The sequence below is a fragment of the Falsiroseomonas sp. HW251 genome (genome assembly GCF_050563545.1).
In the GTDB taxonomy this organism is placed as follows: domain Bacteria; phylum Pseudomonadota; class Alphaproteobacteria; order Acetobacterales; family Acetobacteraceae; genus Falsiroseomonas.
On the sequence record NZ_JBNXUM010000012.1, the window covers coordinates 147,315 to 170,887 of the forward strand.

Sequence of the window (23,573 nt, forward strand, 5' to 3'; positions counted from 1 at the left end):
GGATCTCCCGGTTCTTCATGGGGCACGCGGCCCCGGTGTGATGGTGACGTCGCGGATCTCGCCGGCATAGGGGAAGGCGCCATGCCGCTCGTAGAGCGACCACAGCACCGGCCCACGGCGGTCCAGCCCGACATCGAGTCCTTCGAAGACGCCGTAGATCACCATGGTGGGTGCCATGCGCGTCCAGGGGACGAGCTCTGCTTCGCCCGCGAGCAGGCGGCCGCGGCCGTCGCGGGCACCCAACGCTTCGTAGTCCAGCGTGACCACATGCTCGCCGGCGGGAAGCGCTACGCCGGGCAGGTCGGTGGTGTCGCCAAACCCGTTGTAGTGGAAGTGCAGGCGGCCATCCTCGATCCACATCACCATCCCGCCGGTGGGATCGCCGATCGCCCAGAGCACGCCCTCGTCCCGCTCGCGATGGGCGAAGCGGCAGGCGATGCGGAAGCTCCGGTCGCCGATCAGCGGGAACAGGTCCCAGCGATGCAGCGTCTGCGCCCCCGGCAGGATGATCCGTGGCCGGTCCGCAGCCTCCTTCGCCCAGGGCGCCATGTCCGCGAATTTGTGCAGACGGTCCCGGTTATCGAGCGGATAGACCTGGTTGGCCCAGGCCGCTTCGTCGAAGGCGCCGACGAGCTCCGCAAGCTTCGCCGGATGCTGCGCGCCCAGGTCGGTCGATTCCGAGAAGTCGCTGTCGAGGTCGTGCAGCGTCCAGTTGTCCCAGTCGATGGCCTCGCCGCGCTTCTGGATGGAGCGCACCAGCCAGCCCTCGCGGTAATAGGCTCGGTTGGACCAGCATTCGTAGTACTGCTCGCGACGCGGCGCCGGCGCCTCGGCGTCGGTCAGCAAGGCGGCGAAGCTGCGCCCATGCATCGCGCGTGCCGTCCGGCCATGTACCTGCGGCAGCGGCGCGGCGCCCGCGATCTCGAGCAGCGTCGGCGTCACGTCCGTGACATGCACGAACTGTCGCCGCACCGCGCCGCCGTCGCGGATCCGCGCGGGCCAGGAGACCAGGCAGGAGACGCGCCGGCCGCCTGCCCCGGTATAGGTTTTGAAGGAGGGGAATGGCGTGTTCGACACCTCCCCCCAGCCCGTCGGGTAAAGCGAGGCGCTGCGCGGCGAGCCGAGGTCATGGGCCGTCGCGCGCTCGATCTCCTTCGCGGGCGGAGCAAGGCCCATATAGCGGCGGTTGTTGTTGAACATCCCCGCCGTCCCGCCGGCATCCGTGCCGCCGTTGTCGGAGGTGACGAGGATCAGGGTATTGTCGAGCTCGCCGATACGCTCGAGGAAGGCGACGAGCTTACCGACATTCTGGTCGATGCAGTCGATCATCGCGGCGTAGCATTCCATGTGCCGCGCCAGCATCTCGCGATCCGCAGGATCGGTGTCGTCCCAGGCCGGCACGCGCGGGTCGGAGACCGGCAGTCTCGTACCGGGCGGGACCAGGCCCATCGCGATCTGCCGGCGGTGACGCGCGGCGCGTAGGGCTGTCCAGCCGGCGTCGTAGCGGCCGCGATACTTCGCGAGGTCCTGCGGCTTCGCCTGCAGCGGCGCGTGCGGCGCGTTGTTCGCGATGTAGAGGAAGAACGGCTTGTCCGGCGACGACGCACGCAGGTCCTTGACGTAGCGGATGCCCGTGTCGGTCCAGTCGTCGGTCGCGTAGTAGTCGCGGGGATACTCGTCGATCGCCGCGACCTGGTTGTCCGTCATGAGCTGGGCAGGGAAGAAGAAATGCGCCTCGCCTTCCATGAAGCCGTGAAAGTGGTCGAAGCCGCGCTGCACCGGCCAGGACCGCTTGTCGCCGCTCGGCGTGCAGTCCGGCGTCGGCGTGTTGTGCCACTTGCCCACCATGAAGGTGGCGTAGCCCGCCTCGCGCAGCGTTTCCGGCAGGGTGGCGCATTCCAGCGGGATCTCGCCGCGGTAGCCGGGATAGCCGGGATTGTTGTTGGCGAGCCAGCCGGTGCCGGCCGCGTGTGCGTTCATGCCCGTCAGCAGCGCGGCCCGTGCAGGCGAACAGATCGGGTGCGTCGTGTAGTGCGACAGGCGCAGGCCCCGCGCGGCGAGCGCATCGATGTTCGGCGTCTCGATCTCGCCGCCGAAGCAGCCGAGGTCGGACCAGCCCATGTCGTCCATCAGGATGACGACGATGTTCGGTGCGCCGGCGCGCCGCGCGGGCCTCGGTCCCCAATCCGGCCGCGACTCCTCCCGCGACCGGGCGATGACACCCGCGAAGCTGCCTGCGCCCATGCCCTGCGTCTCCTTCCCTTAGGGAAGGCTAGCGGAGCCCTGCGGCGCCTGTCACCTGCAGGGCTCACGCATCATAGGCGACGCGGAATCCTGTATGGCCGGCGGAGGTGTCGGGGCTGCGGCCGCTGCGCGCAGCGATGCGGTAGCGGTAGCAGTAGCTGCGATGACAGAGATAGGAGCCGCCCTTCATCACGCGCTCCTTCTCGGCAGCGGCAGACGCGTTGCGGCGCTTGGCGGCGGCGGACAGCGAGCGGATGCGGAAGGGATCCGCGCACCATTCCCACACATTGCCGCAGGCATTGAACAGGCCGAACCCGTTCGGCGCATAAGCGTCGACCGGGGCCGTCCCGACGAAACCGTCGGCCCGCGTGTTGCTGCGGGGGAAATCGCCTTGCCAGATGTTGCAGAAGTCGGTCGCGTCGTCCGGCTCCGCCTGGCCCCAGGGGAAACGCGCGCCGTCGTCGCCCCCCTTGGCGGCGTGTTCCCATTCCGCTTCCGTGGGCAGACGCCCACCGGCCCAGGCGGCGAAGGCGGCCGCGTCGTTCCAGGCGATGTGGATGGCGGGGTGGTCTGGACGCTCCTTGATCGATGAACCCGGGCCCTCCGGCGCGGCCCAATACGCGCCGTGCACCTGGCCCCACCACGGCGTTCCCTCGGGGCTCGGCGCCGACACGCCGGCGGGAACGAACATGTGGAAGACATAGGACCAGCCGTAGCGCTCGGCTTCGGTGCGGTAGCCCGTGGCGGCGACGAAGACGGCGAAGCGGCGGTTGGTCACGGCATGGGCGTCGAGGCGGAACCTACGCACCACGACCCGGCGGCCGGGCCCTTCGCCATCCTCGCGGAACCAGGGCGCATCGGTGCCGATCGTCGCGAGGCCGCCGGGGATGTCGAGGACGGTCGCGACGTCGCCGGACGGGCCGGTGTGGCTTGGCCCAGGTCGCGCGGCTGCGGGCGCGTTGTCGCGCGGGCCGGCAGCGGGGCAGCAGGGCGGACTCACGCTGATTCCTCGCTGGGTCGTCGTTGACACGAGACTCGCACCCTGCCCAGCATGGATCAACAGGCCGCCGCGACAGGGTCGGCCCGAGGAGGGAAGAATGTCCGTCGCCGATCGCCGCGGCGTGCTGCGCGGCCTGGCTGCCGGCGCGCTGCTCGGCCTGCCAATCGTCGCGCGGGCGCAGTCGGATTGGCCGAGCAGGTCGCTGCGCATCGTGGTGCCCTTCGCGCCGGGCGGCTCCTCCGACGTCTCGGCGCGGCTCGTCGCGAACCATCTCTCAGCGCGGCTGGCGCGACCTGTGGTCGTGGACAACCGCGCCGGCGCGGCCACGGTGATCGGTACGCAGGAAGTCGCGCGCAGCGCGCCGGACGGCTACACGCTGCTGCTGACGCCGCCGCCCTTCGTGATCACGCAATACGCCTATCCCAACCTGCCCTACGATCCCGTCCGCGACTTCCGCCCGGTGGCGCTGCTGGTGCTGGCGCCGAACGCTCTGATGGTTCGCGCCGACCTGCCCGCGCAGAACTTCGCGGAGTTCGTGGCGCTGGCCAAGGCGCGCCCGGGCGCGCTGAGCTATGCCTCGCCGGGCAACGGTTCGCTTCCCCATGTGGCCTTCGAACTGCTCAAGCTGCGGGCCGGCATCGACGTGCTGCATGTCCCCTATCGCGGCGGCGGGCCGGCGGTGGCGGACCTCGCGGCGGGGCGCGTGGACGCCATGGTCGCGAGCCCGCTGGAAGCGGCGGGCCAGGTGCAGGGCGGGCGCGTGCGGCCGCTGATGGTGGCGGGCAGCCCACGCATTTCGACCTGGCCGGAGGTGCCGACAGCCGAGGAAGCGGGGCTGCGCGACTTCGCGGCGCCTGGCTGGTTCGGCCTGTCGGTGCCCGCCGGCACGCCGGATGCGATCGTCGCGCGGCTCAATGCGGAGGTGAACGCGGTGCTGGCGATGGAGGAGGTGAAGGCGCGCCTGGTCGAACTCGGCGCGAGCGCCGCGCCGGGCAGCGCGGAGGAGTTCGGCACGCTGATCGAGGCGCAGCGGCGTCAATGGGCGGAAGCGGTCCGCGCGGCGCAGGTGCGCGTGGAATGAGCCGCCCGAACATCCTTTGGATCTGCACGGACCAGCAGCGCTGGGACACCGTCGGCGCGCTGGGCAATCCGCATATCCGCACGCCGGCCGTCGATGCGCTGTGCCGGACGGGCACGGCCTTCACGCGCGCCTATACGCAGTCGCCGATCTGCACGCCGTCGCGCGCCTCGATGCTGACGGGCAAGTACCCTGCGAGCCATCATGTCTACCGCAACGGCAATGCCTTCTTCCCGCCTGGCGAGGTGCTGGTGACGAAGCTGCTGGCCGATGCGGGCTATGATTGCGGCCTGATCGGGAAGCTGCATCTCTCCGCCGCGAAATATCACGAGAAGCGGCCTGACGACGGCTATCGCGTTTTCCACTGGAACCACCACCCGACGCCGGACGCGGCGCGCGGCGATGCCTATGAGCATTGGCTGCGGCACGAGAAACGCGTCGACCCGCAGGCGCTGTATCGCGACAAGGGCGCCTTCTGCGGACCCGGCGTGCCAGCCGAGTATCACCAGTCCACCTGGTGCGGCGAGATGGCGGTGCGTTTCGTGACCGACCGACGTGACGGGCCGTGGTGCCTGTCGCTGAACTTCTTCGACCCGCACGCCCCCTTCGATGCGCCGCCGGAGGCGTTGGCGAATGTGAACGCCGCCGACCTGCCGATGCCGCTGTGGCGCCCTTCGGACGCGGCGCGCTGGCGCGACTTCGAAGCGGTGGACCAGCAGCAGAAGAAGCCCGTGGATCCGACGATCCGCCGCAACGCCGCTCCTGCCGCGCCACCGGCGCATCGCGACCACGACAAGGTCGCTAGCCACGTGCCGGAGGATTACGACGCTCTGCAGGTCAAGGCGAACTACTACGCCATGATCGAGCATATCGACGCCCAGGTAGCACGCATCACGGAGGCGCTGTGCGCCACCGGCCAGCTCGAGAACACGATCGTGCTGTATCACTCCGACCATGGTGAGCTGCTGGGCGACCACGGGCTGGTTCTGAAGGGCTGCCGCTTCTTCGACGGCCTGGTGCGCGTGCCGATGGTCTGGTCATGGCCAGGCCGCGTGACGCAGGACCTGGTCAGCGACGCGCTGGTGGAACTCGTCGACATCGCGCCGACGGTGCTGGAGGCCGCGGGGCTGGAGGTGCCTTGGCAGATGCAGGGCCGCTCCCTGCTGCCGATCCTGGAAGGCCGCGCCGATCCCCACCGGCACAAGCGTCACGTCGTCAGCGAGTTCAAGGACAGCATCGGCGGCCATCCCGACCACACCCATGGCTCCATGGTCTTCGACGGGCGCTTCAAGTCGGTGGTCTATCACGGCCATCCTCTCGGCGAGATCTTCGATCACGAGGCCGATGCCGGCGAGTTCGACAATCTCTGGCACGACACGGCGCTGCGGGCGGACCGGCTGAAGGCGCATCTCGACGCGCTGGCCGGCACGATCAGCGCCGGGCCGCCGCGCAGCGCGCTCTACTAAATGGAAGGAGGCAGCGTAGTGCGACGCCGAAGCTTCGGCCTGCTGGCCGGATCGCTCGCCATTCCGCGGCTTGCCGTGGCCGCCTGGCCAGACCGCCCGATCAGCGTGATCGTCCCGTTCCCGCCCGGCGGCAACAACGACATCATGGCGCGCCTGCTCGCGCCGGTGGTGGAGCGGTCAATCGGCCAGCCTCTGGTGATCGACAACCGCGGCGGCGGCGGCGGCACGATCGGCGCCGGCCAGGCCGCCCGCGCCGCGCCGGACGGCAACACGCTGCTGTTTGCCGACATCAGCATCCTGGCGATCGCGCCACATCTGTTCCCGCAGCTGCCCTATGGCGATGACAGCTTCGCACCGGTCGTGCGCCTGACCGAGGTCTCGCTGCTGGTCGGCGTCAGTAAGGACAGCTCGTATAGCAGTGTCGCGGATCTTGTTGCCGCGGCCCGTGCACGGCCCGATGCCGTCACCTTCGCCACGCCCGGCAACGGAACGGCGGGGCACCTGGCGTCGCAGCTGCTGGCTTCGCTGTCCGGCACGAAGATGACGCATGTGCCCTTCCGCGGCAGCGCGCCGGCGGCGACCGAGCTCGCGGCCGGGCGGGTCGACATGCTCATCGACGGCACGCTGCTGCCCGCGGTCCAGCAGGGCCAGATCCGCGCACTCGCCGTGACGGGGCCCTCGCGATCGCCCTTCGCGCCGGGTATCCCGACCGTCGCCGAGAGCGGCGTGACCGGCTACGCCTTCCTCTCCTGGCACGGCGTGGCCGCGCCGCGCGGCACGCCGCCGGAGATCGTGGCGCGGCTCAACAGCGCCTTCAACGCCGCGCTGCGCGACGAGGCCATTCAGGCTCGCGCGCGCCAGCTCGGCCTGCCGTTGAAGGGCGGGACGCCCGAGGAGTTCGCGGTCTTCATCGCATCGGAGCGCGCCAAGATGGGCCCGCTGGTGCGCGACAGCGGGGCGCGCGTGGAGTGAGCGCGCGCCCCAACATCCTGTTCGTCACGGTGGACCAGTGGCCGGCCTCGCTGACGGGCTACGACGGCCATCCCGCTATCCTGACGCCAACACTCGACCAGCTCGCCCGCGTCGGCGTGCGCTATCCCCGCACCTACAGCGAATGCCCGATTTGCATCCCGGCGCGCCGCACCATGATGACGGGCACGACCGCGCGCGTGCATGGCGACCGCAGCTTCGACCCGGCCTTGCGCATGCCGGACCTGCCGACGCTGCCAGCGGTGTTGCGCCAGGCCGGCTACCAGGCGACGGCGGTAGGCAAGCTGCACGTCTATCCCCCCCGGGACCGCATCGGCTTCGACGAGGTGCACCTGGCCGAGGAGGGCCGGCCGCATCTCGGCGGGCCGGACGACCACGACATCTACATCGCGGACCAGGGGTTTCCGGGGCGCGGCTTCGACCACGGGATGAACAACAACGACTATCTCTGGCGCCCCTGGCACCTGCCGGAGCATTGCCACGTCACGAACTGGACGACCTGGCGAATGTGCCGCGAGATCAAGCGGCGCGATCCCACGCGGCCCGGCTTCTGGCACCTGTCCTACACCGCCCCGCACCCCCCGCTGATCCCGCTGCAGGGCTACCTCGACATCTATCGCGACGCGCCGCTCGTGCCGCCGCCGGTCGGCGACTGGGCGCGCGAGGAGGCCGCGCAGCCCTATGCGCTCCGCGCCGTGCGCAACTACTGGGCGCATGTGAAGCCGCAGCATCTCCTCGGCATCCAGCGCGCCTTCATGGCGCTCTGCACCCATATCGACCACCAGCTGCGGCTCGTCATCGGCACGCTGCGCGAGGAAGGGCTGCTGGACGACACGGTGATCCTGTTCACCGCCGACCACGGCGACATGCTGGGCGGCCACGACCTCTGGGCCAAGCGGCTCTACTACGAGGACAGCGCGCGCGTGCCGACCATCCTGGTCGGGCCCAAGGGCGATGCGCGAACCAGGGCGGGCAGCGTGGACGATCGGCTGGTCGGGCTCGCCGATGTGATGCCGACGCTGCTCGACTTCGCGGGGGTCGAGGTACCCGACGACGTCGAGGGCCTGTCCATGGTCGGCACCCGCCGGCGCGCCGTGCTGCTCGGTTCCTGCCGCGAGGATGCGAACGCCACTCGGATGGCGACAGAGGGCCGCTACAAGCTGCTCTGGTATCCCTGCGGCAACCTCGTGCAGCTCTTCGACCTCGAGGAGGATCCGCGCGAAGAGCACGACCGCGTCTCCGATCCCACGCTGGTGCCCGTGCGCCGGCGGCTGGAAGCCGCGCTGGTGGAGGGCGCCTGGGGCGCCGATCTCGAGTGGCTGAAGGACGGCCAACTGGTCGGCATGCCCGCGAAGGAGTTCGTCGGCGCGCCGAACCGCGGCCTGTCGGGCCAGCGTGGCCATCACTATCCGCCGCCGCCGATCGCGGGCGCGGACGTTGTCGTTGGCACGCCGGGCTGAGGGGGCATGACCATGCGCATCACCCGCGGCGCCGCGCTCGACCTGCCCGCGCTGGTGCCCAGGGCAGCGGGATCCCTTGGTCGTCGAGCGCCTAGCGCGGCTCAACCTCATGGCCCGGCCAGGCCCCCCGGAGGCGCTCGCCGCGCTGCCCACCGCGGAGCGGCAGCGACGGGACGAGGTCATTCGCGCCGCCGGTATCCATCTCGAGTGACAGGACGGAGGGAACGATGACCACGACCATCGGGCGACGCGCAGCGCTCGCCCTTCCTGCGGTGCTCGCGGCGGGCGCCGCCCGGGCGCAAGCCTGGTCGCCCGACCGGCCCGTGCGCATCATCGTGCCTTTCCCGCCGGGCAACAGCACCGACGCCGCCGCGCGAATACTGGCGGAAGCGCTGTCGCTCCGGCTCGGCCGCCCTGTCGTGGTGGAGAACAAGCCGGGCGCGACCACCACGATCGGCGCCGCGGAGGTCGCGCGCGCCGCACCGGACGGACACACGCTGCTGCTGGCGCCGCCGCCCTTCGTCATCACGCAATTCGCCTTCCCGCGCCTGCCCTACGAGGCGGAGATGGCGTTCCGGCCGGTTGGGCTGGTCGCGACCTCCCCGGTGTTCCTCGCGGTGCGCGCCGACCTGCCGGCGCAGAACGTGGCGGAACTGCTTGCCCTGGCCCGGGCGCAGCCGGGTCGGCTGACCTATGCCAGCGTCGGTGTGGGATCGTTGCCCAACGTCGCGGCGGAGCTGATGAAGCTGCGCGCCGGCGTGGACGTGCTCCACGTACCCTACACCGGCGGCGGGCCAGCCGCGACCGACCTCGTCGCCGGCCGCGTCGACATGTTCTTCACCGTGGAGCTCGAGGTGAAGCCCTATATCGATGCCGGTCGCGTGCGGCTCATCGGCGTCGCTACGGAAGGCCGCCTGCCCGGGCGGCCGGAGACGATGACGCTCGCCGAGCAGGGCGCCGCGCTGCGGGCCTTCTTCTGGATCGGCTTCCTCGCGCCAGCGCGCACGCCGGATGCGGCGGTGGCGCGCATCAATGCTGAGGTCAACGCGGTGCTCGGGATACCAGCCATCGTGAACCGGCTGCAGGAGATTGCGCTGACCGCCTCCCCGTCGACGCCGGAGGCCTTTGGTACCCTGCTGACCGATGAGCGGCGCCAATGGAGCGAGGCCGTCCGCGCGGCGAACATCCGCATCGAATGACGCCGGTCTCCTCCGCGCCGGTGGAGGGCGTGCTGGCCGGCAAGGTCTGCGTGGTGACCGGTGCCGCGGCGGGGATCGGGCGCGCCATCGCGCGGCTCTTCGCCCGCGCGGGCGCGCGGCTCGTCCTGGCGGATCGCGACGAGAAAGGCCTCGCCGCGCTCTGTGCGGAGATCGCGGCGGAGGCGGTCTGCTGCGACGTGACGGCCGCCGACGCGCCTGCGCGCGTCCATGCGTCCGCGATCGCCGCCGGCGCGACGCGGCCTGGGAAGGCGCGGTCGCCCTGAACCTCGCTGCGGGCTTCCGACTGTCGCGGGAGGCGGTTCGCGCCATGCGCACGCATGGCCGCGGCGGCGCGATCGTCAACGTGGCGTCGGTGCAGGGCCTGGTCGGCCAGGCGCAGTTCGCGGCCTATGCGGCGGCGAAGGGCGGCGTGCATGCGCTGACGCGGCAGATGGCGGTGGAATGCGGATCCCACGGGATCCGCGTCAACGCGCTCTCGCCAGGGCTGATCGTGACCGAAGCCTTCGCCGCACAGCTCGAGCCCGAGGATCTGAGCCTGACCACGGAAGGCCATCCCGTCGGCCGCGTCGGCCATCCCGACGACGTCGCGCATGCCGCGCTGTTCCTGGCGAGCGATGCCGCGGCGTTCGTGAACGGCGTGGACCTTCCCGTCGATGGCGGGCTGACCGCGCAGAACGCGGCGGCCATCGTCTCGCCAAGGTTGCGCGCGCTGGCCGGCCGGCCGCCGCTCACCTGGGGCTGACAGCCGCCTGCCGTTCAGATCGCGGCGAGGAAGGGCGAGCGGGCCGTCGCGGACACGCGGACCGCGAGCAGGTCACCCGAGAGTGGCTGGTCCCTGAGTTGGCCGGCGGTGAGGAAGCGGCGCTGGGATGTTATGAACAGGGTCCGCCCGTCCGCTCCGCCCAGCATCGGCATGGTCGGCCTCGTGACCGGCAGTTCGACGACGAGGTCGAGCGTGCCGTCGGGCCGCCGCCGTTCGATCCGGCCCAGTCCGACCATGGCGATCCAGACCATGTCGTCGGCGTCCACGCAGGTGCCGTCGGCATGCCCGCCTTTGGGCACCGCGACGAAGCACCGCGGCTCGCCGAGCGCGCCGGTCACGCGGTCGAGCGGGATCGCCTCGACGATGTTGGTCGGCGTGTCCGTGAAGTAGAGCGTGCGGCCGTCGTTCGATACCGAGATGCCGTTGGCGATCCGCACTTCTTGGCGGACGCAGCGCAGCGTACCCTCGGGATCGAGGCAGTAAAGCGACCCGATCGGCGCCCCGCCGCCGGTCTTGTCCATCGTGCCGAACCAGAGACGCCCTGCTGCATCGGGCTTCCCGTCGTTGACCCGCGTGCGCGTGTCCTCCGCCTCCACCGCGACGAGGCGCTCGCCGAGGCCGGCCGACTGGTCGAAGGCGTAGAGCCCGTCCTCGAGCCCGATGACCAGGCCTCCGCGCCGGCACCCCGCGATCAAGCCAGGCATGCTCGGCAGGTTGAAACACAGCGTACCGGCGTCGGCGGGGCGAAAGCCCAGCAGGCGCTGGCCCTGCACGTCGATCCACCACAACGTGCCCGTCGCGGCATCCCAGTACGGCACCTCCCCGGTCACGGCATTGGCGGCGTGGACGGGCAGCGCGGCCTCGCGCGGGATGGTGGTGACGGTCATCGCAAGCATGCTCCTGCGGCTTCAGAAGAAGGCGCCGTTCACGGGAATGACAGCGCCGCTGACGAAGGCGGCCTCGTCCGACAGCAGCCAGACGATGGTCTCCGCGACGTCCTGCCCGGTGCCCACCCGGCCGATCGGAATCTGCGCGCCTAGCCGCGCATTGCGCCCTTCGTTGTCGAAGCCGTCGTTGAAATGCGTGTCGATGACCCCGGGCATGACGCCGTTCACGCGGATGCCCTTCGGGCCGGACTGCTTGGCCAGGCCGAAGGTGAAGGTGCGCCGCGCGCCGTTGGTCGTGGCGTAGTGCACGCGTGGCCCGATCCCGCCATTGTCGGCCGACATCGACGAGACGTTGACGATCGCGCCGCCGCTGCCGCCGCGCCGCGTGGACATCCGCCGCACCGCTTCCCGCGCGCAGACGAAATAGGCGACGACATTGACGTCCCACAGGCGGCGCATCGCGCCGGCATCGAAGTCCTCGATGTCGCTCTCGCCACCGAGGAAGCCGGCATTGTTCACCAGGCCGCCGAGCGGCGCGAGTTCCCGGTCGCAGCGCGCGAACATCGCGACCAGCTCGTCCTCCCGCCCCGCATCCGCCTGCACGGCGATGGCGCGCCCGTCCTCAGCGGAAATACGCGCAACAATTGCCTCCGCCTCCTCGGCATGGCTGTTGTAGTTGACGCAGACCTCGAAGCCGCGCCGTGCGGCGAGCAGCGCGGTCGCGGCGCCTATGCCGCGGCTCGCCCCAGTCACGACCACCGACTTCGCCATGTCCGTTCCCTCCGGGCCGCCTATCGCGAAGACCGCTTGTCCCGCGACCAGTATGCGCTAGCATCTCCGCACGGCAAAACGCGCCACGCATAACGGCACAAGTGGCGAAGGCGCGATGAGGGGGAGGCGGACGGACGCGCGATGGCGCAAGTCGGTTTCATCGGCCTCGGCATCATGGGTGGCCCAATGGCCGCTAACATCCTGAAGCGCGGCCACGGGCTGACCGTCTTCGACGTCGATCCCGCCGCCATGGCGCGCCTCGTCGCCGAGGGCGCACGCGGCGCCTCCTCTCCGGCCGAGGTCGCGCGCGGAAGCGAGTTCGTCGTCACGATGCTGCCGGATGCACCGGACGTTGAGCGCGTCTCGCTCGGCCCCGACGGCATCGTCAGCGCGCTGCCCGCCGGCGGCGTGATGATTGACATGAGCACCAGCGCGCCGGAGACGACGCGGCGCATCGGCGCGGCGCTCGCGGAGCGTGGCTGCTTCATGGTGGATTGCCCTGTCGGCAAGACCGCGGAGCATGCGGTCACCGGCACACTGACGCTGATGGCCGGCGGCGAAGCCGAGGTGGTCGCCCGCGCGCGTCCCGTGCTGGATTGCATGGGCACGGACTTCTTCCATTGTGGCGGCCTGGGCAACGGCCACGCGATGAAGGCCGCAAACAACCTGCTCGCAACCGCGCTGGTCGCGCTGAACGCGGAGGTGCTGTCCGCCGGCATGCGCGCGGGCCTCACGCTCGAGACGATGACGAGCGTGATGCAGAAGACGATGGCCTGGAACAACCAGCTCGCCGTTGCCTTCCCGCTGCGCCCGCTGAAGGGCGATTTCGAGCCCGGGTTCATGCTCCGCCTGGCGCACAAGGATTGCCGCATCGCACTCGAGATGATCGAGGGCATGGGTCTCGTCGCGCCGGTCGGCCGCGCCGCGCTCGCCGCCTGCCAGGAAGGGCTGGACCGGGGGCTGGGCGGCAAGGACGTCGGCGTGCTGCTGAAGATCCGGGAGGACGCGGCCGGCGTGCAGGTGCGGGCCGCGCCATGAACGCGCGGCCGGAACGCCGCAGGCTGGGCCGCACGCAGGTGGAAGTGACACGGCTCGGCTTCGGCGCGGCACCGCTCGGCAACCTAATGGCCGACGTGACCGATGCCTCGGCGCGCGATCATGGGGGAAAGGACGACAAAGGGGGCCGCGAGCGCGCTGCACGGTGCCATCTCGCACGAGCTCGCGCGGCTGCAGCGTTGACCGGGCCCTGGGTGCGGGCTTGCGGCCAAGCCGCAACAAGGGAATCAGCCGATGGTGAACACGCCCGAGTTCCTGGGTTATCCGAGGCCGGATGGCAGCGCGGGCACGCGCAACCGTCTCCTGGTGATCTCCGTCCTCGGCCTGACCGGCGCCGCCGCCCGGCGCATCGCGCGCCAATTGCCTGGCGCGCTGCTGATCGCGCTGCCCTATGGCCGCGGCCAGTTCGGCGAAGACCGCGCAATGACGCGCCGCACGCTGGTCGGATTGGGGTGCAACCCGAATGCCGGCGCGGTGCTGCTGGTCGGCGCCGACCGCGACCGGCTCGACGTCGTGGCCGAGGGTGTCGCGGCCTCTGGCAAGCCCATCGAAGCCGTCGCGCTGGACGATGTGCATGAGGACAGCCTGGCGCTGTCGGATCGTGGCGTGCGGCTGGGGGCGGCGCTGGCGCGGGACATGTCGCGGGCGCGTCGCGTGCCGCTGCCGGCGTCCCTGCTGCGCCTCGGCACGGAATGCGGGCACAGCGACGCGACCAGCGGCCTCGGCGCCAACCCCCTCGCCGGCATGGTCGCCGACCGCCTGGTCGATGCGGGCGGCGCCGCCGTGTTCGGCGAGACGATGGAATGGCTGGGCGCGGAGCATGTGCTCGCCGCACGCGCCGCCTCGCCGGAGGTGGGCCGCGCCATCGTCAATGCCGTGACGAAGCGCGAGCGCTGGGCAGCGGCCAGCGGGGAGGATCTCACGGGCAATAATCCGGGCGCCGAGAACATCCGTGGCGGGCTTTCCTCGATCGAGGAGAAGTCGCTCGGCGCGGTCGCCAAGGGCGGCTCAAGGCCCGTGCGGGGCGTGGTGCCGCACGGAGCGCCGATACCGGGGCCAGGGCTGTGGGTGATGGAGGGACCGTCCTTCTCGCCCCCCTCCGTCACGGGCTTCGTCGCGGCGGGCTGCACCATGACGATGTTCACGACAGGCCCGGGCAATTCCTACTGCGATGCGCTCGCGCCGACCGTAAAGATCACGGTGAACCCGAAGACCGCTGCGCGTCTGCGTCAGCAGATCGACTTCGACGGCTCCGGCCTGATGCTCGGCACGCGGGAGCCGGAGGAGGCGGCGGAGGCGCTATTCGCACAGGTGCTGGATCACGCCAGCGGCACGCGCACCTGGGGCGAGGTGCTGGACGAGGGCGGCTACGCCTTTGCGCGGCTGGGAGCGGATTTCTGATGGCGGCGCGCTGGGATCTCCTGGTCCTCCATCGCGATGACGACGTCGCTGTCGCGCTGCGCGACCTCGAGCCGGGGGAAGCGGTCGCGCGCTGCGGCGAGGCGCTATCCGCGATACGCCTGCGCGGCGCGGTGCCGCTCGGCCACAAGGTGGCGCGGCGCGGGCTGGCTCGCGGCGAACACGTCCGCAAATACGGTTCGGTGATCGGCGCGGCAACGGCCGATATCGCGGCCGGCGACCATCTTCACGTGCACAACATGCGCAGCCTGCGGGCGCGCCGGCGCGAGGGAGAATGATGACCGGATCGCGCATGTCGCGTCGCGCCATATTAGCTGCAGCACTTGTCGCGCCCGTCGCGGCGGGCGCGCGACCGCGCTTCCCGGACCGGCCGATCCGCCTGGCTGCGTCGCTGGTACGCCTGCCGGGCCCTTGGCGCGGCTGAGCGGCGATGCAGGTCGCAGGCGTCGCGCTGGTCGGAGCGGGCTTCATCGCCGACTACCACCTCGGCGCGCTGCGGCGGCTGCCGGGCGTGGCGTTGCGGGCGGTGGTCTCACGCGACGCCGCCCGCGCGCGCGCCTGCGCGGACCGTTTCGGCGTGCCCGATGCCGGCACGTCGCTGCCGCGGCTGCTGGCGCGCAGCGACGTGGATGCCGTGCTGGTGGCGACGCCGGACGACACGCATGAGGCGGTCGCGAGCGCCTGCCTCGAAGCCGGCAAGGCCGTCTTTCTGCAGAAGCCGATGGCGACCGACAGCGCGGCCTGCCGTCGGCTGATCGCCCTCGCCGCGGCGCGCAGCCTGGACCTCCAGGTCTCCTTCATGCACCGCCATTTCGAGGAGGTGGAGGCCGCGCGCCACTGGATCGCCTCGGGCGCCCTTGGCACCCTTAACTCCGTCCGCCTGCGCAACGCGACGCCCGGGCCGGATTGGGGCGGCTGGTTCTTCCAGGCCGGCCGGGTCGCTGGCGGTGTGGTGCTGCAGCTCGGCACGCATGGCCTCGACCTCATCGAGCACTTGTTCGGGCCGGTCATGGCGGTCTCGGCCCGTACAGCCACGCTCGTGCCGCGGCGGCGCCTCGCTTCCGGCGAGGAGGTCGTGGTGGAGAACCCCGACAGCGCCTGGGCGACCTACCGCCTCGCCTCCGGCGCCGTCGTCTCGCACGAGATGTCGGCGGTCGAGGCGGCCGGCTGCGACCGCTTCCGCATGGAAATCTACGGCACCGAGGGGACGCTGTGGCTGCGGACGGAACGCGGGCGGCTCGCCGCCTTCGCGCCGCGCCGCCTCGGCGCGCGGGGCTGGTTCATGCCGGCGCTGCCGGAAGCGCCGCTCGGGGAGCGGCATCACCGGCGCTGGCTCGCGGGCCTCACGGGCGCCGCGCCAAGGGAAGAAACGGCGCAGGCCGGGCTGCGCGGGCTGCTGATCGCCGAGGCCATCGCGCGCTCGAGCGCCGCGGGCGGGGCCGAGACCGCGGTGGACGCCACCTGATGCACCGCGTCGCGATGCTCTCCTTCGCGCACTACCACGCGAATTTCTGGACCGAGGCCTTCCTCGCCGAGCCGGGCATCGCCGTCGCCTGCATCTGGGACGACGACGCGGCCCGCGGGCGCGACGCGGCGGACCGCTTCGGCGTGCCCTTCCAGCCTGACCTCGACGCCGCGATTGCCGCCGCCGAGGCGGTCGCCATCTGCTCCGAGACCCGCAAACATCTTCCCCTCGCGCGGCGCGCTGCCGCGGCGGGCTGCGCCATCCTCTGCGAGAAGCCGACGGCGCGCAGCGTCGCGGAGGCGGAGGCGATGGCGGGCGCCGTCGCGCAGGCCGGCACCCTCTTCATGCAATCGTTCCCGAAGCGCCTCGACCCCGCCTCGCACGCGCTGCGGAGGATAGTCGACCAGGGGACGCTGGGACGCATCCACACCGTGCGAATTCGCCACGGGCACGGCCACGGCCTCGATCCCGACTTCCGTGCGCGCTGGTATGTCCGCCGCGACGAGAGCGGCGGCGGGGCGCTGCTCGACGAGGGCGTTCACGGCGCCGACCTGCTGTGCTGGCTGTTTGGCCTGCCGCGCAGCGTCGTCGCGACGACCTCCTCGGCCGTCCTGGGGCTGGAGGTGGATGAGAACGCCACCGCCGTCTTCACGTGGGTGGACGGTATGGTCGCGGAGCTGACCGCGGGCTTCCTTTTCGCGGCGGCGTCGGATTCCGTCGAGGTCTACGGCACGGCGGGCACCGCGCTGCTGGCGGGCGTGGACCTTGCCTCGCGCGACATCACCCCTGGTCCCTTCCTCCGCATCTTCGCCGGCGGCACGGAGCGCGCCTGGCGGGCGGAGGAGGTCGTGCCGCAGTTCAAAGCCGGCCGCTTTCACCACCAGAATGCCATCGGCTTCGCCCGGTGCCTGCGCGACGGCGCGCCGCCGCCGGCCACCATCGACGACGGCCGGCTCGCGCTGCTGCTCATCGAGCAGGCATATGCCGCCGCGGCCTCCGGCATCAGGCAGGAGATCGCGCCATGAACCGCACCCCTGCGCCAGCCGCCGGCGCGCTGCTCGACCACCTCGCGCCTGCCCGCTGCGGCCGGCGCGTGCGATGACGTCCTGAAGGAGCACCCGATGCGCCGTCGCGCCCTGCTCGCCGCGCTCGCTTTGCCGCTGCCGGCCTTCGCTCAATCCTGGCCGACGCGCCCGGTGCGGCTGATCGTGCCGTTCATCCCGGGTTCTGCGCCCGACGTGATCGCCCGCCAGCTGGCCGAGCGCCTGTCCCCCGCGCTGGGCCAGCCCGTGGCGATCGAGAATCGCCCGGGCGCCGGCGGCAACATCGGCTTCGAGGCAGCGGCCCGCAGCGCGCCGGACGGCTACACGCTGCTGCTTGGCACGAATTCGCTGGTGATCAACCCGGCGCTGAGCCGCCGGCCGCTCGGCTTCGATCCCTTCCGCGACTTCGTCCCGGTCACCGTCGCCTTCGCCATGCCTCACCTGCTGGTCGTACCGCCGGACGGCCCGGTAAGCGCGGCGGTGCTCATCCAGGGCCTGCGCGCGCGCCCGGACCAGAACTATGCGTCGGGCGGCAACGGCTCGGGCGCGCATCTCGCGGCGGAAATGTTCAAGGCACGGGCGGGGGTACAGGCCGTGCACGTGCCCTTCCGCGGCGCGCCGGACATCGTCAACAACGTGATTGCCGGGACTGTGCAGTTCGGCTTCCCGACGCTCTCCACCGCGACCGAGCTGGTGCGCGCGGGGCGGCTGCGCGCGCTGGCCGTCACCTCCGCGGCGCGCAACCACGCGCTGCCCGAGGTCCCGCCGGTCGCGGACACGCTGCCAGGCTTCGACCTCGTCTCCTGGTTCGCGATCATGGTGCCCGCCGGCACGCCGGCCGAGGTGATCCGCCGAGTGGACGCCGCCGTGCAGGAGGCGCTCGCCGATCCCGCCTTCCGGGCGCGGGCCACCGCCGACGGCAGCGCCGCGGTCGGCATGGGGCCCGACCGCTTCGCCGGCTTCCTGCGCGAGGAAGCGGAGAAATGGGGCGAGGCGGTGCGGATCAGCGGAGCCCAGGTGGACTGACATGGCCGTGGCGCAGAACCTCCTCATCATCCTCTCCGACGAGCACATGCCGCGCGCCATGGGCTGCGCGGGTCACCCTTTCGCGCAGACGCCGAACCTCGACGCGCTGGCCGCCCGCGGGGCGCGCTTCGTCTCGCCCTACACGCCCTGTCCCATCTGCGTGCCGGCGCGTGCCGCGCTCGCCACCGGACGCGCGCTGCACGCGATGGGCCGCTACTACGACAATGCGGATCCCTATGACGGCACGGTGCGGTCCTGGCACCACGCGCTGCGCGAGGCCGGGCACGAGGTGGTCTCGATCGGCAAGCTGCACTTCCGCGGGCTGCCGGGGGACGACCACGGCTTCTCGGAGGAACGCCTCGCGATGCATGTCGTGGAGGGCAAGGGCGACCTGCTCGCGCTGATCCGCGACGAGACCGCGCCGCCGCGCAAGGGGGCCGCCAAGCTCTCCGCGACGGCCGGCCCGGGCGAGAGCGACTACACGCGCTACGACCGCGACATCGCGGCCGAAGCCGAGGCGTGGCTGCGCGCGAAGGCGGGTGCGGAGCCGGCGAAGCCCTGGTGTCTCCTCGTGTCGCTCGTCACGCCGCATTTCCCGCTGATCGCACCGCCCGAGCACTTCGCTCGCTTTCCGCCGGAGGTCGTGGGAATGCCGAAGCTCTACGCGGCGGGCGAACGGCCGACGCACCCGTTTCTCGCGGACTACGCGCGCACCGTGCCCTATGATTCCCACGTGCACGGGACGGAGGACGTGCAGCGCATGATGGCGGGCTACTATGGCCTGGTGTCCTTCATGGATGAGCAAGTCGGCCGCGTGCTGCGCGCGCTGGAGGCCGCCGGGCTCGGGAAGACGACGCGGGTGCTCTACGCATCCGACCACGGCGACAATGTCGGCGCGCGCGGCCTCTGGGGCAAATCCACCATGTACGAGGAGAGCGTCGGCATCCCGATGATCCTCGCCGGCACCGGCGTACGGCGCGGCGCCGTGATCCGCACGCCGGTCTCGCTGACAGACGTGTTCGCCACTGCGATGGAGGCGACAGGCTGCGCCGAGGCGGCCCCGCCTGGCTCCGTCTCGCTGCTCTCGATCGCGGCGGGCGCGGAGCCGGATCGCGCGGTGCTGTCCGAGTATCATGCCTCCGGCTCGCGCGAGGCGGCCTTCATGCTGCGCCGGGGGCGCTGGAAATACGTGCGCTACGTCACCTACCCCGCCCAGCTGTTCGACCTGGAGTCGGATCCTGAGGAATTGGCGGACCTCGCGGCCGATCCCGCCCATGCGGCGACGTTGTCGGCACTCGAAGCCGCGCTGCGCAACCGGCTAGGGACCACGCCGGACGTGCTGGACGCAGCCGTGAAGGCCCGGCAGGCGGCGATCCTGGCTGCGAATGGCGGGCGGGCGGCGGTGATGGCGCGCGGCGACCTGCCCTATTCCCCGCCGCCCGGCGTACGTCCGGCGTGGAGTGGTTGAGACGGGGCGGCCTGAGGTGCGCCCGCGGCCGCCTCGTCCATGCTCGTCACGGCGAGTTCGACGCACCATCCGCCAGCAGCAGGCTAAGCGAGGTCCTCACGACCTCTCCTGGCGCCAGCAGCGGGAGCGGCACGTCGCGACCGACGGAGCAGGGTTCCAGAGACAGCACGCAGACCGATGGCCGCATGTCGTGCCAGAGCTGTAGCCAGGGAAGACCGACCGGGTCGAAACGCAGCGTCAGGCTCGGGCCGGTCGGCGAGGTGAGCGTTGCCGTGCCGTTGCGCACGGCCAGGCAGGTCACGTGCGGCTCGGCAGCCGGATCGCCGGGTGCGTAGGGCAGGGGCAGTGCAGCGCCGTCGAGCGTCGCAGCGACGCCCGGGCCCACCAGCGGCCAACCGAAGTTGAAGTGATAAAGCACGGCGAAGGGCGCCGGCGACGGGCCGACGTTCTCGACAATGTCCCGGATGCGCAGCTCCGCGCCGCCCACGTCCGCCTCGATGCGACGACAAAGCCGGAGCACGGGCCCGCCGAGCCGCGCCTCGACGACTTCCGCCTCGACTTCCAGCAACTCGTCCCGTTCGCGGCAGAGCGTGAGCCGCGCTGGCGTGAAGGGGAAGCGGCCGTGCAGCGGCTCGCCGCCGGCGGGCTGGCGGATATGCGACAGGCCGCAGGTTACCAGCGCACCGCCGAAGAGCCGCGCGAAACCGTGCCCGCCCTCCTCCTCCGCACGGCGGAAGGCGGGATGCAGGAAGCCTTGCGGTGGCATCCAGCCGAGTTGCCGGCCACGCCACCAGAGCGGCCCGATGTCGAGGCTGCGCCCCGCCAGGAGCCAGCAATCGAGCCCGCCGCCGGTGGACATCGCGACACAATCGAGCCCCGCCTCCGGCCCGTCTGCGAGCGTGATGCGGCGCAGCGAGGCGAAGGCGCGCGGCGTGGCGACCAGGCCGGGAGGCGGGTGCATCAAGGCGGCGCAAGGCCGAGCCGCGCGAAGGCCTCCGGCGGCGCGTGGTTCGCGGCCATCAGCTTCGCCATCAGCGTGGCGAGCCGCGCCTCCGTCGTGGCATCGGCCAGCGGCGCCAGCTGCCCGGGATCGGCGACAAGGTCGTAGAGTCGCGTCTCATCCTCGAGCAGCGCGCCGGGGCCGTAGTTGTTGAAGAAGGGCGAAGTCTCGATCACCGGCACCTGCAGCACCTTCGCACCCTTGGTGAAGGGCAGCGGCCCGGCGAGTCGCGCATCGGCCAGTTCCTCGACGCTGAAAGGCGACCAGATGTGGGTGGGCATGACCGTGTACTGGTGGATCTCCTGCCGCCGCAGGTCGGGCGGGAAGCGGTGATAGGTGTAGCGCCCATCCGCGACGTTCACCGCGCCGCCGAAATAGCCGAACAATACCGCCTCGCGCCTCGCCTCGCCGTCCAACAAAGCGCGCAGCGGGATTCCCTCCATCATCGGCGTCGGCGCGACGCCGAACAGATCGAGGAAGGTCGCCGCGAGGTCCATCGTCTGCGTCAGCACGGCGCAGCTTTCGCCGGTTGCAGCCGGCCTGCGGGGATCGTGCAACAGCAGCGGTATGTGCGCGACCTCCTCGTAGAGGTTCATGCGGTTCTTGGCCCAGAAGTCATGCTCGCCGAGCAGGAAGCCATGGTCGGTGGTGACGACGAGCGCCGTGTCCTTCCACAGGTCCTGCGCGTCGAAGACATCGAGCAGCTGCCCCAGCAGGTGGTCGCAGAGGGCAAGCACGGCGTAGTAGTTGGCGCGCAGCTCCTCGCATTCCTCCGGCAGTTCGTCCACCCGACCGTAACGCGGCCAGTCCAGGACCGGGCCGCGGTAGTCGGTGACGAAGCGCTCGCGGAACCGCGCGGGCGCGGTGAAGGGCTCGTGCGGGTCGAAGGTCTCGATCTGCAGGAACCAGTTGTCTGCCGTCGCATTGCGCGCGAGAAATTCGAGCCCGCCCTGCATGCACTGCACCGAGGGGAAGTCCTTCTCGTCACGAATGAACTCGCGGTTGACGATGTTCTGCGCGCGGTAGTCGCGCCGCGCCGTGCTGAATTGGCGCCCATGGTACATCTCGCGCAGCCGCTCCCAATGCGGCTGCACCATCGCCTTCCAGGGATCGCCCTCTTGCCCACGGATGAACTCGTGGCTGTCGTAACGCGTGTGGTAGGTCGCGCCGCCATCCTCCCAATAGTGGAAATGGTCGGTGACGAGATGGCTGTAGGTGCCGGCCTGCTTCGCCAGGATCTCGGGGAAGGCGTCGTCGAAGGGCTCGAGCGGCCCCCAGGAGCGGTGCAGGAAGGAAAGGCGCCCGCTCAGCAGGTCGCGCCGTGCGGGCATGCAGGGCAGGCTGCCGACATGGTGCTTGTCGAAGCGCACGGCTCGCGCCGCGAGGCGATCGAAGTTCGGCGTCGGCACGCGCGTGCCGCCATAGCAGCCCAGCATGTGGCGGTTGAGCGAGTCGAACAGGACCAGGACGGCTTTCATGCGACCTACTTCACGGCACCAAGCGTGAGGCCCTTCACGATCCAGCGCTGCGCCACCAGCAGCAGGAGGAGGGCGGGAACGGCGGAGAGGCTCGCCGCGGCGGCCATCTGGACGTAGCGGATCTCGAATTCCTGGGCGAACTTCGCGATCGCCACCGGCACCGTAGCGGTCTGCCGCATGGAGAGGTTCAGCGCCGCCGCGAACTCGTTCCAGGAGAAGACGAAGCAGAGTACGCCGGATGCGGCCAGGCCAGGGGCGACCAGCGGTAGCACTACGCGCCTCAGCAGCGTCGGTGTGGAGGCGCCGTCGAGCCGTGCGGCCTCCACCAGCTCTTGCGGGACGTCGCGCACGAAGACGCCCATCATCCACAGCGCCATGGGCAGGTTCAGCGTGGCATGCGCGAGCACTAGGCCGGTCAGCGTGTTGTCGAGCCCGACCGCACGCGCCATGACGAACCAGCCGCCGGCGAGCGCGACGGGCGGGATCATCTGCAGCAGCAGCGCCCAAAGCAGCAGCAGGTGCACCCACCAGCGCGGCCAGCGCATGCGGTGGAGCGACCAGGCGCCAAGCGTCGCCGCGACAAGGCAGAGCGCCGTGCTGGCCAGGCCGACGATCGCGGAGTTCTGGACGTTGAGGAGGTAGTCCGAGGTCTTGGAGAACAGCACCTCATTGAACGCCGACAGCACGGGCGTGAACCAGAACTCGCCCATAAGCAGGGAGATCTGCGTGCGGAAGCCCGCGGAGACGACCCAAGCGAAGGGGAGCAGCACGATCAGCCCCCCGCCGATCAGCGCGATCTGCAGCAGAGCCTCGCGGCGGAAGCGGCCCGTCACGACTGCACCCTGCGTCGCGCCGCCGCGGCGGCCGCCAGCATCAGGAAGATCAGGAAGATAACGGCGACCGCCATCGCCGAGCCGTAGCCCGCCCGGTCCTCGGTGAAGAAGCGCTGGTAGATGGTGAAGGCGACGACCTCGGTCGCCGTCCCGGGCCCGCCGCCGGTCAGCAGGTAGACCTCGTCGAAGACCTTGAAGGCCAGCACGAGGCGAAAGACGAAGGTCACGACGATGGTCGGCCACATCAGCGGCAGGGTGATGTACCGCAGTTCCTGCCAGCCGCGCGCGCCGTCCACCCGCGCCGCCTCGTAGACGTCGCGCGGTAGGGATTCCAGGCCAGCGAGGAACAGCAGGAAGCAGAACGGCGTCCAGTGCCAGATGTCCACCATGATGACTGCGAGCAGCGCGGTGGAGGCCTCGCCCAGCCAGTCCACGGGCTCCAGTTCCACCATCTCGAAGACCTGCGCGATCGCGCCGAACTCCGGGTTAAGCAGCAGCTTCCACATCGCGCCGATGACGATGCCTGGGATCAGCACCGGCAGCACGAAGACCGCGCGCCAGAAGACGCGGCCCCGCGTCGCCTTGTGGCACAGCAGCGCCAGCGCGAACCCCAGCAGCATCTGCCCCGCCACCGCACCGAGCGCAAAGAGTGTGGTGTTGAGGATCGAGGCCCGGAACAGCGGGTCGCCGGGCAGTGCGGCGTAGTGGCGCGTGCCGACGAAAGACCAGCTCGAGCCCCCGTCCGTCCAGCGCACGTCGAAGAAGCCAAGCACGAACAGGTTCAGCACCGGCAGCAGGCCGAGCGCCGCCATCAGCAGCAGCGCCGGCGACAGCGTCGCCCAGCGCCACAGGCTGTCGGCGTCCCGCGGCGCGCGGCGCGCAGGGCTGCGCACCGCGTCGCGGTCG

General features: G+C 71.0%; 22 protein-coding genes. 14 read left to right on the forward strand and 8 right to left on the reverse strand.

What is annotated here, in order from left to right; genetic code table 11:
* Nucleotides 1-15 precede the first annotated feature (15 nt).
* Nucleotides 16-2,244, reverse strand: a complete 2,229-nt coding sequence (locus ACLF3M_RS16375; RefSeq protein WP_430658017.1) for an arylsulfatase — start codon at nt 2,242-2,244, stop codon at nt 16-18.
* A 64-nt stretch (nt 2,245-2,308) separates the two neighbouring features.
* Complete coding sequence (locus ACLF3M_RS16380; protein WP_430658018.1) at nt 2,309-3,244, reverse strand: SUMF1/EgtB/PvdO family nonheme iron enzyme; 936 nt, start codon at nt 3,242-3,244, stop codon at nt 2,309-2,311.
* Between the two features lie 97 nt (nt 3,245-3,341).
* On the opposite strand from ACLF3M_RS16380, the gene ACLF3M_RS16385 reads away from it, so the two are divergent.
* The 7 genes from ACLF3M_RS16385 to ACLF3M_RS16415 all read left to right on the forward strand — a co-directional run bounded on the left by ACLF3M_RS16385 (nt 3,342) and on the right by ACLF3M_RS16415 (nt 10,200).
* On the forward strand, nt 3,342-4,325 hold the full coding sequence (locus ACLF3M_RS16385; protein WP_430658019.1) for a Bug family tripartite tricarboxylate transporter substrate binding protein: 984 nt from the start codon (nt 3,342-3,344) through the stop codon (nt 4,323-4,325).
* A complete protein-coding gene (locus ACLF3M_RS16390) occupies nt 4,322-5,788 on the forward strand; it encodes a sulfatase family protein (protein ID WP_430658020.1) in 1,467 nt (488 codons plus the stop codon). Before ACLF3M_RS16385 ends, ACLF3M_RS16390 begins: the two co-directional genes overlap by 4 nt.
* Nucleotides 5,789-5,806: 18 nt before the next feature.
* Complete coding sequence (locus ACLF3M_RS16395) at nt 5,807-6,760, forward strand: Bug family tripartite tricarboxylate transporter substrate binding protein (RefSeq protein WP_430658021.1); 954 nt, start codon at nt 5,807-5,809, stop codon at nt 6,758-6,760.
* Complete coding sequence (locus ACLF3M_RS16400) at nt 6,757-8,238, forward strand: sulfatase-like hydrolase/transferase (RefSeq protein WP_430658022.1); 1,482 nt, start codon at nt 6,757-6,759, stop codon at nt 8,236-8,238. The genes ACLF3M_RS16395 and ACLF3M_RS16400 overlap by 4 nt, the downstream gene beginning before the upstream one ends.
* Before the next feature lie 227 nt (nt 8,239-8,465).
* Nucleotides 8,466-9,437 carry a Bug family tripartite tricarboxylate transporter substrate binding protein gene (locus ACLF3M_RS16405; RefSeq protein ID WP_430658023.1) on the forward strand — a complete coding sequence of 324 codons (972 nt, stop codon included), beginning with the start codon at nt 8,466-8,468 and terminating at the stop codon, nt 9,435-9,437.
* On the forward strand, nt 9,434-9,721 hold the full coding sequence (locus ACLF3M_RS16410) for an SDR family NAD(P)-dependent oxidoreductase (protein ID WP_430658024.1): 288 nt from the start codon (nt 9,434-9,436) through the stop codon (nt 9,719-9,721). The genes ACLF3M_RS16405 and ACLF3M_RS16410 overlap by 4 nt, the downstream gene beginning before the upstream one ends.
* A 20-nt stretch (nt 9,722-9,741) precedes the next feature.
* Complete coding sequence (locus tag ACLF3M_RS16415; RefSeq protein ID WP_430658063.1) at nt 9,742-10,200, forward strand: SDR family NAD(P)-dependent oxidoreductase; 459 nt, start codon at nt 9,742-9,744, stop codon at nt 10,198-10,200.
* Nucleotides 10,201-10,214: 14 nt separating this feature from the next.
* Here the strand turns inward: ACLF3M_RS16415 and ACLF3M_RS16420 are convergent, their stop codons facing one another.
* Both ACLF3M_RS16420 and ACLF3M_RS16425 read right to left on the reverse strand, forming a co-directional pair.
* Nucleotides 10,215-11,108: an SMP-30/gluconolactonase/LRE family protein gene (locus ACLF3M_RS16420; RefSeq protein ID WP_430658025.1), complete on the reverse strand. Its 894-nt coding sequence runs from the start codon at nt 11,106-11,108 to the stop codon at nt 10,215-10,217.
* A gap of 21 nt (nt 11,109-11,129) precedes the next feature.
* Nucleotides 11,130-11,879 (reverse strand): SDR family oxidoreductase, encoded by a 750-nt coding sequence (locus tag ACLF3M_RS16425; RefSeq protein ID WP_430658026.1) that lies wholly within the window; start codon nt 11,877-11,879, stop codon nt 11,130-11,132.
* A 141-nt stretch (nt 11,880-12,020) separates the two neighbouring features.
* Here ACLF3M_RS16425 and ACLF3M_RS16430 point away from each other — a divergent pair, with 141 nt between their 5' ends.
* From ACLF3M_RS16430 to ACLF3M_RS16460, 7 genes are all read left to right on the forward strand, one after another.
* Nucleotides 12,021-12,917, forward strand: a complete 897-nt coding sequence (locus ACLF3M_RS16430) for an NAD(P)-dependent oxidoreductase (protein WP_430658027.1) — start codon at nt 12,021-12,023, stop codon at nt 12,915-12,917.
* Between the two features lie 252 nt (nt 12,918-13,169).
* Complete coding sequence (locus ACLF3M_RS16435) at nt 13,170-14,336, forward strand: UxaA family hydrolase (RefSeq protein ID WP_430658028.1); 1,167 nt, start codon at nt 13,170-13,172, stop codon at nt 14,334-14,336.
* Complete coding sequence (locus ACLF3M_RS16440) at nt 14,336-14,632, forward strand: UxaA family hydrolase (protein WP_430658029.1); 297 nt, start codon at nt 14,336-14,338, stop codon at nt 14,630-14,632. Before ACLF3M_RS16435 ends, ACLF3M_RS16440 begins: the two co-directional genes overlap by 1 nt.
* Nucleotides 14,633-14,784: 152 nt before the next feature.
* Nucleotides 14,785-15,819, forward strand: coding sequence for a Gfo/Idh/MocA family protein (locus tag ACLF3M_RS16445; RefSeq protein WP_430658030.1), 1,035 nt, complete (start codon nt 14,785-14,787; stop codon nt 15,817-15,819).
* A complete protein-coding gene (locus ACLF3M_RS16450; RefSeq protein ID WP_430658031.1) occupies nt 15,819-16,844 on the forward strand; it encodes a Gfo/Idh/MocA family protein in 1,026 nt (341 codons plus the stop codon). Before ACLF3M_RS16445 ends, ACLF3M_RS16450 begins: the two co-directional genes overlap by 1 nt.
* 96 nt (nt 16,845-16,940) lie before the next feature.
* Nucleotides 16,941-17,888, forward strand: coding sequence for a Bug family tripartite tricarboxylate transporter substrate binding protein (locus tag ACLF3M_RS16455; protein ID WP_430658032.1), 948 nt, complete (start codon nt 16,941-16,943; stop codon nt 17,886-17,888).
* A 1-nt stretch (nt 17,889) separates the two neighbouring features.
* A complete protein-coding gene (locus ACLF3M_RS16460) occupies nt 17,890-19,356 on the forward strand; it encodes a sulfatase-like hydrolase/transferase (protein WP_430658033.1) in 1,467 nt (488 codons plus the stop codon).
* Between the two features lie 46 nt (nt 19,357-19,402).
* On the opposite strand, the gene ACLF3M_RS16465 is transcribed toward ACLF3M_RS16460, so the two are convergent.
* The 4 genes from ACLF3M_RS16465 to ACLF3M_RS16480 are packed head-to-tail and all read right to left on the reverse strand — an operon-like array spanning nt 19,403 to nt 23,560.
* Nucleotides 19,403-20,317, reverse strand: a complete 915-nt coding sequence (locus ACLF3M_RS16465) for a DUF4432 family protein (protein WP_430658034.1) — start codon at nt 20,315-20,317, stop codon at nt 19,403-19,405.
* Nucleotides 20,317-21,834, reverse strand: coding sequence for a sulfatase (locus ACLF3M_RS16470; RefSeq protein ID WP_430658035.1), 1,518 nt, complete (start codon nt 21,832-21,834; stop codon nt 20,317-20,319). Before ACLF3M_RS16470 ends, ACLF3M_RS16465 begins: the two co-directional genes overlap by 1 nt.
* A gap of 5 nt (nt 21,835-21,839) precedes the next feature.
* The gene (locus ACLF3M_RS16475) at nt 21,840-22,667 is read right to left on the reverse strand and encodes a carbohydrate ABC transporter permease (protein WP_430658036.1); all 828 of its coding nucleotides are present in this window, start codon (nt 22,665-22,667) and stop codon (nt 21,840-21,842) included.
* Nucleotides 22,664-23,560, reverse strand: a complete 897-nt coding sequence (locus ACLF3M_RS16480) for a carbohydrate ABC transporter permease (RefSeq protein WP_430658037.1) — start codon at nt 23,558-23,560, stop codon at nt 22,664-22,666. The genes ACLF3M_RS16475 and ACLF3M_RS16480 overlap by 4 nt, the downstream gene beginning before the upstream one ends.
* Nucleotides 23,561-23,573: the final 13 nt, after the last annotated feature.